At 71.2% G+C, this 14,700-nt stretch carries 16 protein-coding genes; 8 read left to right on the forward strand and 8 right to left on the reverse strand.

Annotation, left to right across the window (positions count from 1 at the left end):
* Positions 1 to 347: 347 nt before the first annotated feature.
* Both MED15_RS29415 and MED15_RS29420 read left to right on the forward strand, forming a co-directional pair.
* Positions 348 to 845 carry a SigE family RNA polymerase sigma factor gene (locus MED15_RS29415; RefSeq protein ID WP_112584109.1) on the forward strand — a complete coding sequence of 166 codons (498 nt, stop codon included), beginning with the start codon at positions 348 to 350 and terminating at the stop codon, positions 843 to 845.
* Entirely contained in the window at positions 845 to 1,888 is a 1,044-nt protein-coding gene (locus tag MED15_RS29420; protein WP_112584108.1) for a hypothetical protein, read from the forward strand. Before MED15_RS29415 ends, MED15_RS29420 begins: the two co-directional genes overlap by 1 nt.
* 39 nt (positions 1,889 to 1,927) lie before the next feature.
* Here the strand turns inward: MED15_RS29420 and MED15_RS29425 are convergent, their stop codons facing one another.
* Together MED15_RS29425 and MED15_RS29430 are read right to left on the reverse strand one after the other, a co-directional pair.
* Positions 1,928 to 2,425, reverse strand: coding sequence for an STAS domain-containing protein (locus MED15_RS29425; protein WP_167457762.1), 498 nt, complete (start codon positions 2,423 to 2,425; stop codon positions 1,928 to 1,930).
* 177 nt (positions 2,426 to 2,602) lie between these two features.
* The gene (locus MED15_RS29430; RefSeq protein ID WP_112584106.1) at positions 2,603 to 3,349 is read right to left on the reverse strand and encodes a GAF and ANTAR domain-containing protein; all 747 of its coding nucleotides are present in this window, start codon (positions 3,347 to 3,349) and stop codon (positions 2,603 to 2,605) included.
* A 365-nt stretch (positions 3,350 to 3,714) separates the two neighbouring features.
* Between MED15_RS29430 and MED15_RS29435 the strand changes: the two genes are divergently transcribed.
* Positions 3,715 to 4,038: a plasmid stabilization protein gene (locus MED15_RS29435; RefSeq protein WP_112584105.1), complete on the forward strand. Its 324-nt coding sequence runs from the start codon at positions 3,715 to 3,717 to the stop codon at positions 4,036 to 4,038.
* A gap of 35 nt (positions 4,039 to 4,073) precedes the next feature.
* Here MED15_RS29435 and MED15_RS29440 read toward each other — a convergent pair whose 3' ends face one another.
* Positions 4,074 to 5,072, reverse strand: a complete 999-nt coding sequence (locus MED15_RS29440; RefSeq protein ID WP_112584104.1) for a hypothetical protein — start codon at positions 5,070 to 5,072, stop codon at positions 4,074 to 4,076.
* Between the two features lie 139 nt (positions 5,073 to 5,211).
* Here MED15_RS29440 and MED15_RS29445 point away from each other — a divergent pair, with 139 nt between their 5' ends.
* The 5 genes from MED15_RS29445 (at position 5,212) to MED15_RS29465 (ending at position 9,584) form a co-directional block, all read left to right on the forward strand.
* Complete coding sequence (locus MED15_RS29445) at positions 5,212 to 5,607, forward strand: VOC family protein (protein ID WP_112584170.1); 396 nt, start codon at positions 5,212 to 5,214, stop codon at positions 5,605 to 5,607.
* A gap of 119 nt (positions 5,608 to 5,726) precedes the next feature.
* Positions 5,727 to 6,905, forward strand: a complete 1,179-nt coding sequence (locus MED15_RS29450) for a sensor histidine kinase (RefSeq protein WP_112584169.1) — start codon at positions 5,727 to 5,729, stop codon at positions 6,903 to 6,905.
* Positions 6,895 to 8,103 (forward strand): hypothetical protein, encoded by a 1,209-nt coding sequence (locus MED15_RS29455; RefSeq protein WP_181549281.1) that lies wholly within the window; start codon positions 6,895 to 6,897, stop codon positions 8,101 to 8,103. Before MED15_RS29450 ends, MED15_RS29455 begins: the two co-directional genes overlap by 11 nt.
* Positions 8,076 to 8,789, forward strand: a complete 714-nt coding sequence (locus MED15_RS29460) for a response regulator (RefSeq protein ID WP_091405585.1) — start codon at positions 8,076 to 8,078, stop codon at positions 8,787 to 8,789. Before MED15_RS29455 ends, MED15_RS29460 begins: the two co-directional genes overlap by 28 nt.
* Before the next feature lie 72 nt (positions 8,790 to 8,861).
* Positions 8,862 to 9,584 carry a hypothetical protein gene (locus tag MED15_RS29465; protein WP_145789558.1) on the forward strand — a complete coding sequence of 241 codons (723 nt, stop codon included), beginning with the start codon at positions 8,862 to 8,864 and terminating at the stop codon, positions 9,582 to 9,584.
* On the opposite strand, the gene MED15_RS29470 is transcribed toward MED15_RS29465, so the two are convergent.
* From MED15_RS29470 to MED15_RS29490, 5 genes are all read right to left on the reverse strand, one after another.
* The gene (locus MED15_RS29470) at positions 9,466 to 10,446 is read right to left on the reverse strand and encodes a GlxA family transcriptional regulator (RefSeq protein ID WP_112584103.1); all 981 of its coding nucleotides are present in this window, start codon (positions 10,444 to 10,446) and stop codon (positions 9,466 to 9,468) included. The genes MED15_RS29465 and MED15_RS29470 overlap by 119 nt on opposite strands.
* A gap of 4 nt (positions 10,447 to 10,450) precedes the next feature.
* The gene (locus MED15_RS29475) at positions 10,451 to 11,059 is read right to left on the reverse strand and encodes an isochorismatase family protein (RefSeq protein WP_208646748.1); all 609 of its coding nucleotides are present in this window, start codon (positions 11,057 to 11,059) and stop codon (positions 10,451 to 10,453) included.
* A 79-nt stretch (positions 11,060 to 11,138) separates the two neighbouring features.
* Complete coding sequence (locus MED15_RS29480; RefSeq protein WP_112584101.1) at positions 11,139 to 11,891, reverse strand: lysophospholipid acyltransferase family protein; 753 nt, start codon at positions 11,889 to 11,891, stop codon at positions 11,139 to 11,141.
* Positions 11,892 to 11,986: 95 nt separating this feature from the next.
* The gene (locus MED15_RS29485) at positions 11,987 to 14,047 is read right to left on the reverse strand and encodes an amylo-alpha-1,6-glucosidase (RefSeq protein WP_112726434.1); all 2,061 of its coding nucleotides are present in this window, start codon (positions 14,045 to 14,047) and stop codon (positions 11,987 to 11,989) included.
* Entirely contained in the window at positions 14,047 to 14,418 is a 372-nt protein-coding gene (locus MED15_RS29490) for an SCP2 sterol-binding domain-containing protein (RefSeq protein WP_112698026.1), read from the reverse strand. The genes MED15_RS29485 and MED15_RS29490 overlap by 1 nt, the downstream gene beginning before the upstream one ends.
* Positions 14,419 to 14,700: the final 282 nt, after the last annotated feature.

Genomic DNA, 14,700 nt, shown 5'->3' on the forward strand with positions numbered 1-14,700 from the left:
GGGGCGGCACCGTCAGCGTCTTTGTTTGCTCTGTTCTCGACCACAGGAACGTTAGTTGGCGACGGTGCCAATGTCTAGCGCTTCGCTCATAGATTTTCTCCGAGGACGGAGACAGTCCTGCCGGTGCAGCCATCCGTGCGGCACAAGACCGCTGCGGTGATCCTCTGGACCGACGACCCGGACGGCAACCCGATCCAGATCGTCCAACAGCTCTAGAGCGTGGACTGGTGATGACAGTGCCGCAGCGGGGCGCCTACGTCAGCGAGTAGGCCCGCCACGACGCCCTGCTCGGCAGAAAGTGCCCGGCAGGTGTCTACGGACGGGCCGGCCGACGGCGTTAATAGGGCGTGACGTTCGAGGAGTACGCGTTCGCTCGCACTTCGGCGCTGGTGCGGCTCGCCCGGCTGCTGACCGGTGACGAGCACCGAGCCGAGGATCTGGTTCAGGATGTCCTCGCGCGGGCGTACGCCCGGTGGGGCCGCATCTCGCGGACGGACCGTCCCGATGCCTATGTCCGGCGCATGCTCGTCAACACCCACAACTCGTGGTGGCGTCGGCTCAGCAGCCGGGAGATCTCGGTTGCCGCGGTCCTCGATCGGGCCGGCGACGTGGACGAGGCCGCCGGGGTCGCCGAGCGCGACGCACTGTGGCGGTTGGTCTGTGCTCTGCCGGCGCGTCAGCGCACCGTGATCGTCCTGCGCTACTACGAGGATCTGGACGACACGTCGATCGCCGAGATCCTGGCCTGTTCGACCGGGACGGTACGCACACACGCGAGGCGGGCCCTGGCGGCGCTGCGTCAGCGTCAGGTTGCAGCAACCCACGCATGGGCAGGAGAGCTCTGATGTTCAGTGACCTCGATGAGCAGCTCGCCACCACGCTCAAGCATCGGGCGGGCGGCGACATCGATCCGACGCCGATCGTGCAACGGGCCCGCCATCGCGGCCGGCGGTTGCGACTGCGGCGACGAGGACTGATCGCCGGCGGCGTGGCAGCGGCGTGTGCCGCTCTCACCTCGGTGGTTCTGGTGACCCCGGGCGTTCGGGGCACCGATGACCCGATCATGCCGGCCGCGGCGCTGATGCTGCCGGAGGCACAGAGCGATGGGACCGTACGCCCCGAGGAGGTCGGTGCCGATCCCGCGACTGTGCACTTCTCGACCGACACGCTGGTCAGCGATGCCAGTTTCGCGTCGTGGCGCACCGGGCGCGGCATCGAGAGCGTCGAGTTCCGGGGCCCGACCGGTCAGGCCCGTTTCGTGTTGGCGCGCACCGAAGGGTTGCTGGACGGGCTCCAGCAGACGTTGTCCTCGCAGGGGCGACCGCAGGGACGGACCGAGGTGCGGGTCGGCGACCGCTCGGGGGTCGCCTGGTTCGATCCGTCCGGCGACCGGAAGCTGTGGTTTGTCCGCTGGCAACCCACCGACGGGCTCTGGGCCCAGGTGGACGTGTACGCGACCACCCGGGACGAGGCGGCCGGCACCGCGAGCCGGGTCCGGTTCGACGGTGCCCACCGCTGCGTCGTGCCGTTCCGCCTGGAGTCGCTGCCGCCCGACGGACGGCTGCTGGAGTGCTCGGTCACGCTCGGCCGGTCGGCGCGGGACTCCTTCGTCGAGGGCTCTCTGGTGGTCGGTGACGCATCCGGCCGTTGGCTGACCGTTCGGGCGCAACCCGCCCCGGCCGGCGACGACGCCCGGCGCGGAGATCTTGTCGCCGGGCCCTACCGGGCCCGCCGGCAAGGCAGTGACGTGCTGGAGATGGTGGTCAAGCCCTGCCACGTCGAGGCGTTCCGTAAGGGTTGGGGGAACGGCTACACCGAGGCGGAGGGCTTGGCGATCCTCGGCGGGTACCAGCCGGCCCGCGACCTCGACCGCCCGGACACCTGGTGACGCCACCGCATGGCGAGGGTGTGGTTCATGAGCTGCGGATCAGCCGAGCCGCGCGGTTGGGCCGGTGTCTTGTTCGGGGCCCAGGAGCAGGCGCTCCACCCCGGTGATCCGCAGCACCCGCTGGGTGATCCCCCCGGCGCCCCGGATCGAGAAGCGGGAGCCGACCTGGTCCGCCCGGTGCCGCGCCAGTAGGAGTACACGCACACCGGCGGCGCTGAAGAAGCCGACGCCGGTCAGGTCGCAACAGACTTCGGGATGACTGTCGATCGCGTTCATCAGGGCCGTGGCCAGGCGTGGGGCCGTGTCCATGTCGACGTACCCCACCGGGGCGACGACCATCCGGTCGGCCGAGATGGTCGCGGACAGGTTCGTGGGCTCGGTGTAGCGGGTCACCTGGAACGACGGCCCGGAGGAATCGAGGTCGAATCGGCCATCTCGCCGGCTGCCGGCGAGCGCCGCTGACGTGACCTGACCGAGGGTGACTGCCGTCGGGAATCTGTCGAAGTGGCTCTGGAAGAACCAGGAACGCTCAGTCATAGGAGCACACGCCTCCTGTTGAAATCCGTAACAGGATTGGCGCATGGCTTGACCAACCTCGACGATAACCGCCTGGACAGTCGGCCGCCACTCGGCGCGTCAGCTTCCGGCCGACCTCAGTCGGCGCTGCGCTGGCGGCTCGCCACCTTCCGGCGACAGCAGCCGGTCGCCGAACGCCTACGGAAGGTTGCCGGACGCGCCGCGATCACGCTTGAGACCCGGTGCCCGGGTGGTCCTCTCCACCAGGGCGGCAGCGACCTCCCGCACTTTGCGATTGGAGTCCTGGGAAACCTTCGCGAGGACGGCGAACGCCTCGTCGGGGGTGCAGCGGCGTTCGCCCATGATGATGCCCTTGGCCTGCTCGATCACGGCCCGGCTCTGCATGGCCAACTGCATCTGCGCGGCCATGGTGGCGGTGGTGTCGTAGAGGTGGGCGTTGGCGAGGGCGACAGCGGCGTACCCCGCGAACGTCTCTGCGAGGGCGACCGCGTCGTCGTCGAAGGCACCCGCCTCGGCCCCGTAGATGTTCAGCGCACCGAGCACCGACTCCTGGATCGGGAACCCGATCGACAGTGAGCTGTGAGCTCCACCCTGCACGGCTTCGGCCGCCCACTGCGGCCAGCGGACCTCCTCGGACATGTCGGGGACTGACACGACGGCGGAGTCTCTGGCCGCCTCCAGACACGGACCCTCACCATGCTCGTACTGCAGCTCGTCGAGTCGCAGCGCCATCTCACCGCTGAACGCGGCGGTGTGCGCACCCTCCTGCTTCAGCAACGTCACCGACACCTCCTCGGCGCCCGGGATCGTTCGCCGTGCCAACTCGGAGACCTGGGTCAACACTCCAGACAGGTCGGTTTCGCCGAGCTTGATCTGGCCGAGTTCGGAGATCGCCGCATTGGGATCAATGGGCTGCTGTGCCATGACTTCAAGGTCCTCGTGCCCGGGGCGCGTACCGGTTGCAGGAAGGCGACGGCAGCGCGCGTGGTGATGGCGCACCCGCGAGCACGGGGCGCCGCACGGACTCGCCAACCGAGCCCGGGCGCCCGCTGCTGGACGCTGACTGACCGACGCCCAGGCGTCGGCTGCGGCGACAACTATACGACGCGGAGTGGAACGTCCCCGAGGCAGCCGGATCGGCTCGGGCGCTCTTGTTTGACCCTGCGGACGGCGGGGCATCGTGCTCAGACAGCGTGAACACCACGCCCCGGCTCGGAACGTGCCGATGTCAGATCAGAAGCGTGCGAGCCGGGCCTCGACCGCACCGACAGCGGAGGTGGGAGGCACCGATGCCAGCAGGATCGAGCCCGAAGAGAGAACGGCAGTACGAGCACATCAAGGAGAGCGCGCAAGAGCGGGGCGCCTCCGCCGGGCGGGCCAAGGAGATCGCGGCCCGCACTGTCAACAAGGAACGGGCCCGCTCGGGTGAGTCCCGAACGGCGAGCCGGTCCTCCCGGAACGACGTGTCGTCCGGGCACCGTGGCGGTAAGCGCTCCCACAGCGGCGCCCAGGGTCGCACCAAGGAGCAGCTGTACAACGAGGCGAAGCAACGCGGCATCAAGGGCCGCTCGTCGATGTCGAAGAGCGAGCTGGAGCGGGCCCTGTCGAAGTAGCGGCCGGTCGGGTGTCGTGGACTCGCCGAGCCAGCTCAGACGGGCCCCAGCAGGGCGGCCAGCGCGTCGTCGCCCTGGCCGAGCTGCGCACCGCCGCTCGCTGGCGCGACCAGGAACCGGCGGCAGCCGTCGAGTTCCACGTACCGGTCGGGGCCTGCACCTTCGAGCGGGCGTAGCACCGCGAAGCGGGTCGCCGGGGTGGCACAGTCGACCACCGCCCGGCGGTTGGACAGAGCCCGGAGCACGCCCGCCTGGCGCTCGATTGGCAGCGGACCGCCGTACACGAAGTCGCCCGCAGGTTTCTCGCCTTCCTGAAGCGACGCGGGCACCTGGTAGACGCAGAGGCGCAGCGGCCCGGCTGCCGGCGGTAGCCCGGGCCCTGCCGGCCCGGGGTTACCGTTCCGGGTCTCCACCCACACCATGTCCGTCCACTGCTGCGCGCATCCGGCGGCCTCGGCGGCCGCGGATTCGATCTGCCGGATGGTACGGGTGCCCACAGTGGTCCACTGCGGCCCGGCCAGCGCGGCGATCACCTCGGCGCGAGGCTTGCCGCAGGAGTCCGTCGGGATCTGGGGCCGCAGCCAGCGTCCCCGGTCGTCCACCAGGGCCAACCACGGCGGGATGACCATCTCGAGGGTGCAGGCGACCTCCCCGCCGGTCTGCTCGCTGGGCAGGCGCAGCGCGGTGAGCAGCGGTGCGATCTGCTCGGCGCGTCGCTCGGTGGCGATCTGTTCCTGACCGCCGTTGGGGCCCGGCCGAATCTCGCGCCCGCAGATCACGGCCGCGACCGCTGTGAACGCCGGGTCGATGCGACCGATCGTCGGCTCCTTCACGGCCGGCGGTGACGTCTCCGTAGTCGGCCCCGTGATCACCTCGCCCGCCCGGGGTGCCGCCTTGGCACAGGAGGTCCACCCGTCGACGATCTGGGCCGGAGCGGGCTCGTCGGCCCGGCCCGGCCCGATGTCAGTGCCACCGCAGCCACCCAACGCCATGCCGAGCAGTGCCACCACCAGTACGGTCCGGGACGAACGCATCCGGCTCACCACCTTCCACCCGGGGATGGGACGGACACCAGACGCGTCTGGTTCCGGCCGACCGGGCCGCGGCGTGACGCGGGTGACCGGTGGGGACGTCGCCGGCTGGGCCCGGGGCATCCGCCGGCAGAATGGCCGAATGGCACATCTGGGACTTGTCGCGCTGCTGGTCAGGGAGTACGACGAGGCGATCGACTTCTATGTCGGCGACCTCGGTTTCGAGCTGGTGGAGGACACCGCCCGACCGGACGGTTCACGCTGGGTGGTGGTCCGCCCGGCGGGGGCCCGGGAGACGGCAGTGCTGCTGGCCCGGCCGAGCAGCGCCGAGCAGCAGGCTCGGATCGGCGACCAGACCGGCGGCCGGGTCGGGCTGTTCCTCTACACCGAGGATTTCGCCCGGGACCATGCCCGGATGGTGGTGGCCGGGGTGCGTTTTCTGGAGGAACCGCGGCACGAGGCGTACGGTTCGGTAGCGGTGTTCGTCGATATCTACGGCAACCGCTGGGACCTCCTCCAGCCCCGCAGCACAGAGTGACACATTAGCGACACTCCGCACGCAAAGGATCACCCCGTCACGGTCCACCATGCTATTGTCCGATGTCGATCTACGCCGCGTGGACCCGGACCGGGTCGTTGTCGGAAGGACACTTCCCGATGCCGGCCGTTGCCACCCCAACCGTGCCGCCGCCCACGCTGGACAACCCGGCCGGCGGGGCCCTGGGCCTCATCTTCACCACCCTGCCAGCGCTGCTGCGGCTGAGCTGCGGGCTGTTCGGCGCGGCGGTGGCCGTGTCGGTGCAGACCCCACCGGTGGAGCAGGCGGTGTTGCTGCCCGCTGTGGCAGTGCTGACCGGCTGGTCCCTCTGGTACGCGCACCGCGCGTTGCGCCACGGCATCGGCCCCGGCCTCGTCGCCGGTGACGTGGCGGTCACCGCGCTGACCTGCCTGCTCATCCCGGTGTTGGTGGCGCCCGAGGTGCTGCCCGGCGAGGGCAGTTGGATCGCCGTGCTGGCCAGCACCACGGTGATCAACACACAGGCCACGACCTCCGCGCGCTGGTCGATCCCGGCCGGGCTACTCGTGATAGCCACCTACGTGACCGGGGCGCAGGCCGCCGGCAACCCCACCGAAGCTCGGGCGCACGCGGCCACGCTACTGGCGCAGACCGCCTGCACGGCGATGATGGCGGCGGTCATGCGCCGACGCATCGGCCGGGCGGACCGCGCCTTCGTCGAACACCAGCGGATGACCCGGGAGGCGTTGGTCGCGCGCGCCGCCCGCGAGGCCGAACGCCAGCAGAACCGCGACCTGCACGACACCGTGCTCGGGACGCTGACCATGGTGGGGCTGGGCGCGGTGGCGGGGCCCTCGGTCGCCTTCCGGGACCGGTGCGCGGCGGACCTGCGTACCCTCGTCTCGCTCACCGACGCCGGCCCGGTGGCCGGCGACGGCCCGGTGCCGCTCGACGGGCGGTTGCGGTTGGTGGTCGGCCGGCTGCCCGAGCTTGCGGTACGGCTCGACCTGGCGTCCTGCGCCGTCCCGGTCGGGGTGGCCGACGCGATCAGCGAGAGCGCTTACGCGGCACTGTCCAACGTGGTCCGCCACGCGCCGGGCGCCGGGGCCACGCTGCGGTTGAGCCGCGACGCGATCGGCGTCGTGGTCGAGGTCGCCGACGACGGCCCCGGCTTCGACCTGGCCACCGTCCCACCGCACCGGTACGGCTTGCGCGAGTCGATCCGGGGCCGGATGGCGACGGTCGGTGGGCGGGCCGTCGTGCACTCTGCCGTCGGCACGGGCACCCGGATTCGACTGGAGTGGCCCGGTGTCGGCTGACCTGAACGCCCCGGCGCACCCCACCGACGCGCCGGAGGCACCGAACCGCGCCAGCGTCCCGACGCCCAGGGAGCCGGACTCCCCCGCAGCGCTCGCCGCGCCGGCCGCCGTGGCGCACGCGTCCGACCGGGGTGCCCGGATCGCCGCCGTCGCCATCGCGTTGGCCTGGCACGTCGCGATCGCGCTGCCGGCGGTGCTGTCCGCCCGCGCGGAGTTCGCCGCGCCAGCGGTGGTGCTCGGCGCCTGGATCCTGGTCGCCGTGACCGGCGCGGTGGCCGGGGTACGGCTGCTGCAAGGCTCGCCACTGCCGCCGTGGCCGCTGGCCGGGCTGCTGCTGGTCGTCGACGCGGCCGTCTTCGCCGCGGCCGGTGAGCGGCAGTTGTTCACCGCCGCCAACTGGGTGTGGGGCACGCTCGGGTGGTTCTTCGTGCTGGCGGTGTGGGGTCGGCGCGTCGTGGGCCTGATCGCGCTCCTCAGCACGCACGCGTTGATCGCCCTGGTCGCCGTGCTCGTGCACGGCCCCGATCCGGCCGACGTGGCCCGCTACGTGATGTACGTCTACGGCACGTTCTCCCTGCCGGTGGCGGTCTTCGTGGGCAGCACGGTCATCGTCGGCCTGGCTCGGGAACGGGCCGCCGTCTCGGCCGCCGGTCACGCGATGGCCGCGGAGCGGGATGCCGCCGAGCGGGGCCTTCGCGAACGCCGGGACCGGCTCGCCCTGGTCAGCTCGGCGGCCGGGCGGGTCCTCGGGGACCTGGCCGGCGGCCAGGCCGACCCGGACGACCCGGAGGTGCAGCGCCGGTGCATGCTGGCCGCCGCCCGGCTGCGCCGGCTGATCGCCGAGTCCGACGATGTGCCCGACCCGCTGTTGCACGAGTTGCGAGCCGCCGCCGACCTGGCGGAACGCAACGGCCTACCGATCGACCTGGTCACCATCGGCACCCCGCCGCCGCTGCCGGTGGAGGTCCGCCGCCGGCTGGCCGACCCGCTCACCGGCACCCTCGCCGACGCCCGGGGATGGGCGCGACTGACAGTGGTCTCCGGCCCGGACGAGGTGGTGGTCAGCCTCGTCACCCCGGACCGGGAGGGACCGGAGTCGACCGGCCCGCCCCCCGGGGAGCACGACGACGGGCCGGTGCAGTACCTCTACGAACGGGACGGGAACATCAGATGGGCGCAGACCCGGTGGCGGCGGTGACCGGCGATCGGCCGGTCGGGGTGGCGATCGTCGATGACCATCCGGTGGTGGTCGAGGGGGTCCGCGCCTGGCTCGCCACCGAGCCTCGTCTGACGGTGCTCGCCACCGGCGACGACCCGGACGCGGTGTTGCGGGCGGCGCCGCACGCCGATGTGATCCTGCTCGACCTGCGGCTGCACGGGCGGATGGCGTTGGACAAGTTGGCCGAGCTGAGCGCCGCCGGGCGGCGGGTGGTGGTCTATTCGGAGCACACCGACCCGCAGACGATGCTCGCCGCGCTGGACGCCGGGGCGGTGGCGTTCCTGGCCAAGCACGAGGGCCGGGAACACTGCGTGGAAACGGTGCTGGCCGCCGCGAGCGACCGCCCGTACGTGCCGCCGGCGCTGGCCGGTGCGATGGTCGGCGACCCGCGGCCGGACCGGCCGATGTTGTCCGACAAGGAGCGTGAGGCGCTGCTGCTCTGGTTCCAGTCGATGTCCAAGGCGTCGGTGGCTCGGCGGATGCAGATCAGCGAGCACACGGTGAAGCAGTACGTCGACCGGGCACGGATCAAGTACACCCGGGCGGGGCGACCAGCCGCCACAAAGGCGGCACTGCTCGCCCGTGCGATCGAGGACGGTCTCGTCCGCCCGGAGGAGATCGGCATCTACCGGTCACAGGCGACACACGACCGGCCGACCCCCTAACAGGCGTCATGACAGGGGCACTCCGGTCCGGAAGGCTTCAGTACACAGCCAGCTGACCGGAAGGTCGTGACGATGCACGCCGACGCGTCCCCCTTCTTCATCGGTCCCCACCGGTTCGACGCCCCCGACGACGACGTGGGCCCGACCCTGGACCGCCGCTACAACCTGCGACCGATGCCCGGCGAACGGTTGCTCGGGCGACACCGGCTGCTGGTCGCTGGCTACCTGCTCGGGCCGAGCGAGGTGCGACGCCGTTGGCAGTTGCCCGAGCCGGTCGCGGTGACCGTCACCGACCAGCGGATCTGTTGGGTGGGCAGTGGCTCGCAGCTGTCGCTGGTCGCCGACGGCACGCACCGGGCCCGACCGCCGGCTCGACTGAACGGCCTGATGAGCGGTCAGATCCGCTGGCAGTGGCCGTCCCGGTTGGAGCTGCCGACGAGCGCCCCGGACGCCCCGGCGCAGTTGCTTATCGTCTGCGACGCGCTGCGCACCATTCAGCAGCCGGCGTTGGCCCTCAGCGGAACGACCGCCGAGGTCGTGGCGCTGGCCCGGCAGGTTCGCCGGGCGGTGGCCATGTTCCGGCTCAACCGTCCGCAACTGGTCGACCTTTCGGCCCAGGAGCGCGACGTGCTGCTGCTGCGGGCCGGCCCCGGTCTGCTCGCCGGCGACACCCGGGTCACGCTGCCCGGCTCGTTGCCGGTGGAGTTCCACTCCCGGGACGACTACTACCGTTCGCGACCGGATCCGACCTCGTGGGGCGGGCTCGCAGGCGGCGCAGCATCCGGGCATCGGTGAAGCCGACAGCCCGCGCGGCGGCTTCCACTGTTGTGCCGTGCCCGATCAGGTGCTCGGCCCGTTCCACCCGGAGCAGCTGCTGGTAGCCGAGCGGAGTGAGGCCGGTGCTCGCCCGGAAGAGCCGGGTCAGGGTTCGTTCGGCCACACCGCCGGCGGCGGCCAGCTCGGCCAGCGGCAGGGGCTCGGCGTACCGGCTGTCGATCAGATCCTGCACCCGGTGCACCGAATCAGACAGGTGTGAGCGGTGCCGCATCAACGCGCTGGCCTGCGGCTCGTGCCCGTTGCGGCGGGCGTAGACGACCAGCGTGCGGGCGATCTTCGCGGCGGTCGCCGGACCGTGCCGGGTCGCCACCAGGTGCAGCGCCACGTCAATGCCACTGGCGATGCCCGCCGAGGTGACCACCCGGTCGTCCACCACGTACAGCACGTCGCGGACGACCTGGGCCGCCGGGTGCCGGCGGGCCAGGTCGTCCTGCACCTCGTGGTGGGTGGTGCAGCGTCGGCCGTCGAGCAGCCCGGCCCGCCCGAGCGCGTACGCCCCGGCGCAGACACTGGCCACCGTGCCACCGGCCGCGTGGTGTTCGGCGAGCCGCCGCAGATCGCCGGGCGACACCGGCCCCTGCGGCCCGTGCGCCGCCGGCCGCCAACCGGGCACGATCACCAGGTCGTCCGGGGCCAGCTGGGGCCACCGGGTGTCGGCGACCAGTGGTACGCCCTGCACTGTGGGCACCTGCTCGCGCTCCGCGACGTAGTGCAGTTGATAGTCGTACCCGAGGTCGGCGGCGCTGGAGAAGACCTGAGCCGGCCCGGCGAGGTCCAGCAGGTGCAGCTGCGGGACCAGCAGGAAGACGACCCGGGTCACGACGTCAGCCCCGGCTGCCGGCGAATGTCGCGCCGGTGACCTCGTCCACGGTGCGGATGGTCGCGAAGCGGCCGGCCAGCGCGTACTCGGTGCGGGTCACGATCTCCTCGTTCGTCAGGGTGCGCGGGTCAGCGAGGATCTCCGCGACCGTGGCGGTCTCCGGCAGGTCCCGGTGCGGGATGGGGAAGGTCAGCGTGGCGTCGGTGACGAAGGTCATCCGGTAGCCGAGGTCCGCGCCGACCCGGGTGGTGGTCTCCACGCACTGCTCGGTGCGGATGCCGCAGACGGTGATGTCGGTGATGCCCGCCTGGGTGAGCAGTTGCTGGAGGTTCGTGGTGGTGAACGCGTTGTGCGCGGTCTTGACCAGCGTCGGCTCACCCTCGGCGGGGACCAACCCGTCGATCAGCCGGACGTACCCGCGGGCGGGGTCGAACAACCCGCCCGTGCCGGGCTCCGAGTGCAGGACCCAGACCACCAGGTCGCCGCGCTGCCGGGCGGCAGCCACCAGCCGGTCGACCTGGCGGATCATGTCGGGGTTGGAGCCGTACGCCCAGATCGGGCGCTGACGGAAGGACTCTTGCACGTCGATCACGACGAGTGCTGCTCTGCTCATGACGTCGATCCTGGTCGGACGGCGTTCGCGCCGGCAGACACCATTCTGTCCGGGTGCGGAACGATCCGGCCAACTGGCGTCAGGCGCTGGGGGCGCGGTGCTCGGCGGCGGCGTCCAGAGCGGCGGCCTCCTCCGGTGTGGGCGCGCTGCCGCCCAGGTGCGCGGGCTGCCACCAGGTGTCGTCCGGGCCGGCGGGAGTGTCCGGATAATCCCGCTGCGCCCGGTCGACGAGGGCGCTGAGGCGGGTGGTCAGCTCAGCGGCCAGCACGTTCGGGTCCGGGAAGTCCGCCGGGTCGATCGGCTCGCCGATCAGGATGGTGATCGGCGTGTGCCGACGGGTCAGAGTGCGCGGGCGGCCCTTGGTCCATAGGCGCTGGGTGCCCCACAACGCGACCGGCAGCACCGGCACCTTCGCCGAGCGGGCCATCCGGACCGTGCCGCTCTTGAGCTCCTTCACTGTGAACGACCGGCTGATCGTCGCCTCGGGGAAGACGCCGACGACCTCGCCCTGCTTGAGAGCGCCCACGGCGGCGCGGAACGAGGCCGCGCCGGCCTGCCGGTCCACCGGAATGTGCCGCATCCCGCGCATCAGCGGGCCGGAGATCTTGTGCGTGAAGACCGAATCCTTTGCCATGAAGCGGACCAGCCGGCCCGACGCGTTCGCGCCCAGACCGGCGAAGATGAAGTCGAGGTAGCTGACGTGGTTACTGGCCAGCACCGCCCCGCCCGTGCGGGGTACGTGGTGGGCGCCCTCGATGGTGATCTTCAGGTCGAGGACCCGGAACAGCGTCTTGGCGGCGGCGATAACGGGCGGGTACACGAGCTCCGGCATTCGCAGAATCTACCCTGACCGGCTGGGGATCGGCTGGGTGGAGAACCGGCGGCGACGCGGGTGGCGCGCCACCGCCGGTTCGGCGGTCGAGCGTGTCAGTCGGCGAGCTTGTTCAGGTCCAGTCGGCCCCGGGCGAACGCGTCCACCCGACCCCACCGACCGGGGATGTCCAGCACCTCGATGCGACCCATCCCCACCGGCAGCCGTGGCTCGACCGCCAGGTGACCCTCGTGCGGCTCCAGGCCGAGCATGGTGCGCAGCAGCAACAGCGGCGTACCGGTCGACCAGGCCTGCGGACTGCACGCCGTCGGGTACTCCACCGGGAACTTGGTCAGCTCCCGCGGATAGCCGCCGAACGCCTCCGGCAACCGGCCGTCGAAGTACGTGGCCGCGTCCAGGATGCCGTTGGCGATGGTCGCGGCCTCCTCGGCGAAGCCGTAACGGCGCAGGCCCCAGGCGATGAACGAGTTGTCGAACGGCCAGATCGTGCCGTTGTGGTAGCCGATGGGGTTGTAGCGGGCCTCCCCCTCGGCGAGGGTGCGCACCCCCCAGCCGGAGAAGAGCCGCGGCCCGACCAGGTGCGCGGCGAGCTTCTCCGCCCGCTCGGGTTCGACGATCCCGCTCCACAGCAGGTGGCCGATGTTGGAGCTGAGGATGTCGCACTGCCGGCCGTCCGGGTCCAGGGCCAGGGCGAAGTACTCGCCGTCGTCCACCCACCAGTCCCGGTTGAACCGCTCCTTCAGCTCTGCCGCCTCCCGCTCCAACTGGTCGGCGAACTCCGGGTCACCCCAGAACTCCCGCGCCAACCGGGCCGCGCGGACCTTCGCGTCGTACGCGTACCCCTGCACCTCGCAGGTGGCCCGTGGGAACGGTGGCAGCGTGCCGTCGGAGTAGGAGATCGAGTCCCAGGAGTCCTTCCAGCACTGGTTCTCCAGGCCGGTGTCGGTGTTGCGTCGCTCGTACCAGATGTAGCCGGTGCCGACGAGGTCGGCGTAGTTGTCGATCCACCTCAGCGCGGCCCGGGACTCCTGCTCCAACTCCTTGACCAGCGCGACGTCACCGCTCCACCGCTCGTACTCGTCGAGCAGCACGATGAACAGCGGCGTCGCGTCGACCGAGCCGTAGTACGGCGAGTGTGGCTGCTCCTCGAAGGCCGCGGTCTCGCCGTAGCGCATCTCGTGCAGGATGCGGCCCGGGTCCTCGTCCCGGAAGTCGTCGAAGCGGCTGCCCTGCAGGGACGCCAGGATGCGCAGCGTCGTCTTCGACAGCTGCGGGGTGAACGGCAGTGTCTGCAGGCAGGTGAGGATGCTGTCCCGGCCGAACATGGTCATGAACCAGGGCAGACCGGCGGCGGGCAGGGTGGCGCCGCCCAGCGACAGCGGCGAGAAGCGCAGCGCCGCCAGGTCGATCAGACTGCGCCGGTACGTGCTGGCCACCCGGCCGTGCTCACTGTTGACCTTGGGTGCGTCGGCGATCCACTTCTCCAGGTCGTGTTGGAGAGCGAGCCGCTCGGTGCCGTGCTGGCGCAGCCCGAACCGCAGGTCCCGGCCGCCGGGCCCGACCGCGTGGGTCTGGACGTCGATCGAGGCATCCCACTGCTCGTTGGGCTCCAGGTGCACTGTGTACGCGAAGCCTCTGCTGTCGTAGCGGGCCGACATCGACGACGAGATGATCGTCTCCCGACGGAAGTTCCCCCGCCGGTACCCCAGCCGCAGCCGGTCCGACTCCACCTCGGTGTAGATCTCGCCCTTCTTGTTCAGGATCTCGTCCTTGACCTGGAACAGGTCGGCGAAGTCGGACGCCGCGTCCATCCGTACTTCCAGGTCGACCGGCTTCTCGTCGTGGTTGAGGATGGTCAGCTGCTCACAGAAGCTGCCGCCCACCGTGCGCTCCCGAATGATCGACAGCTTCGCGTCCACGTAGTGCGTGGCCATCCCCGGGACCAGGAAGAATCGCGACTCGAAGTACTGCAGGTCGTCGTAGGAGAGCGAGTTGAGTCGCTCGCCGTTGACGGTCAGCACCCAGGTCGACAGGAACCGGGTGTCGATGGAGAAGAGCCCGGTGGGCTCGCTCGGCGTCGCCTCGATGTCACCGGTGTCCTCGCAGACGACGAACGTGTTGCCGTCCAGGATCCGGATCGTGTTGCTCTGCCCCATCAGTGCACCTCCCCGGCGAATCGCCGACGCGGCCCACGGGCGTCCGGGGAACCCGGGAAGACCCGTTCCACCTGTACGACGAGACGCGCGTCGCCCGACACCGTCATGTCCCCCCGCAACAGCGCGGCCAGGCCGTGCTCGCGCCCCGAGGCGATGTCGTCGAAGAGGACCGGGCTGGCGCCGATCACCGTGTCGGCCTCCTGGTCCTCCTGACTCACATTCAGCCGGCCGTGGTCGATCCTCAGCAGCCAGTGCCGGGTCTGCGCCCCCTCGTGCAGGTCGATCCGCAGCGTCCCGGAGGTCTTGGCCAGCAGGGGTTCGTACCCCCGCCGGTCCAGGTCCTCGAAGAACCTCGTGGTCGCGTCCACCATCGGGTCCACTCCTCCCAGTTGCCGGGCCGGGGATCCCACCCACCGCGCTCGCGTCGCACGGACGGCCGGCGTTGCACGTCCCCGCACGGGTCCCCGCCGCTCCCCCGGTCAACCTCGCCCAATTCGGGTGACCCGCCCTGTCCCACCCCCGCCCCGCCCTGCGCCGGTGATCAAGAGCTTTGCGTCATCGCTTCCGGCGTGTCGTGACGCGAAGCTCTTGATCACCGAAGGGGTGGAGACGCCACAGCGCCGGCCCTCCCGGATGGGAGAGCCGGCGCGTGC

The sequence above is a fragment of the Micromonospora noduli genome, assembly GCF_003264475.1.
Lineage (GTDB): Bacteria > Actinomycetota > Actinomycetes > Mycobacteriales > Micromonosporaceae > Micromonospora > Micromonospora noduli.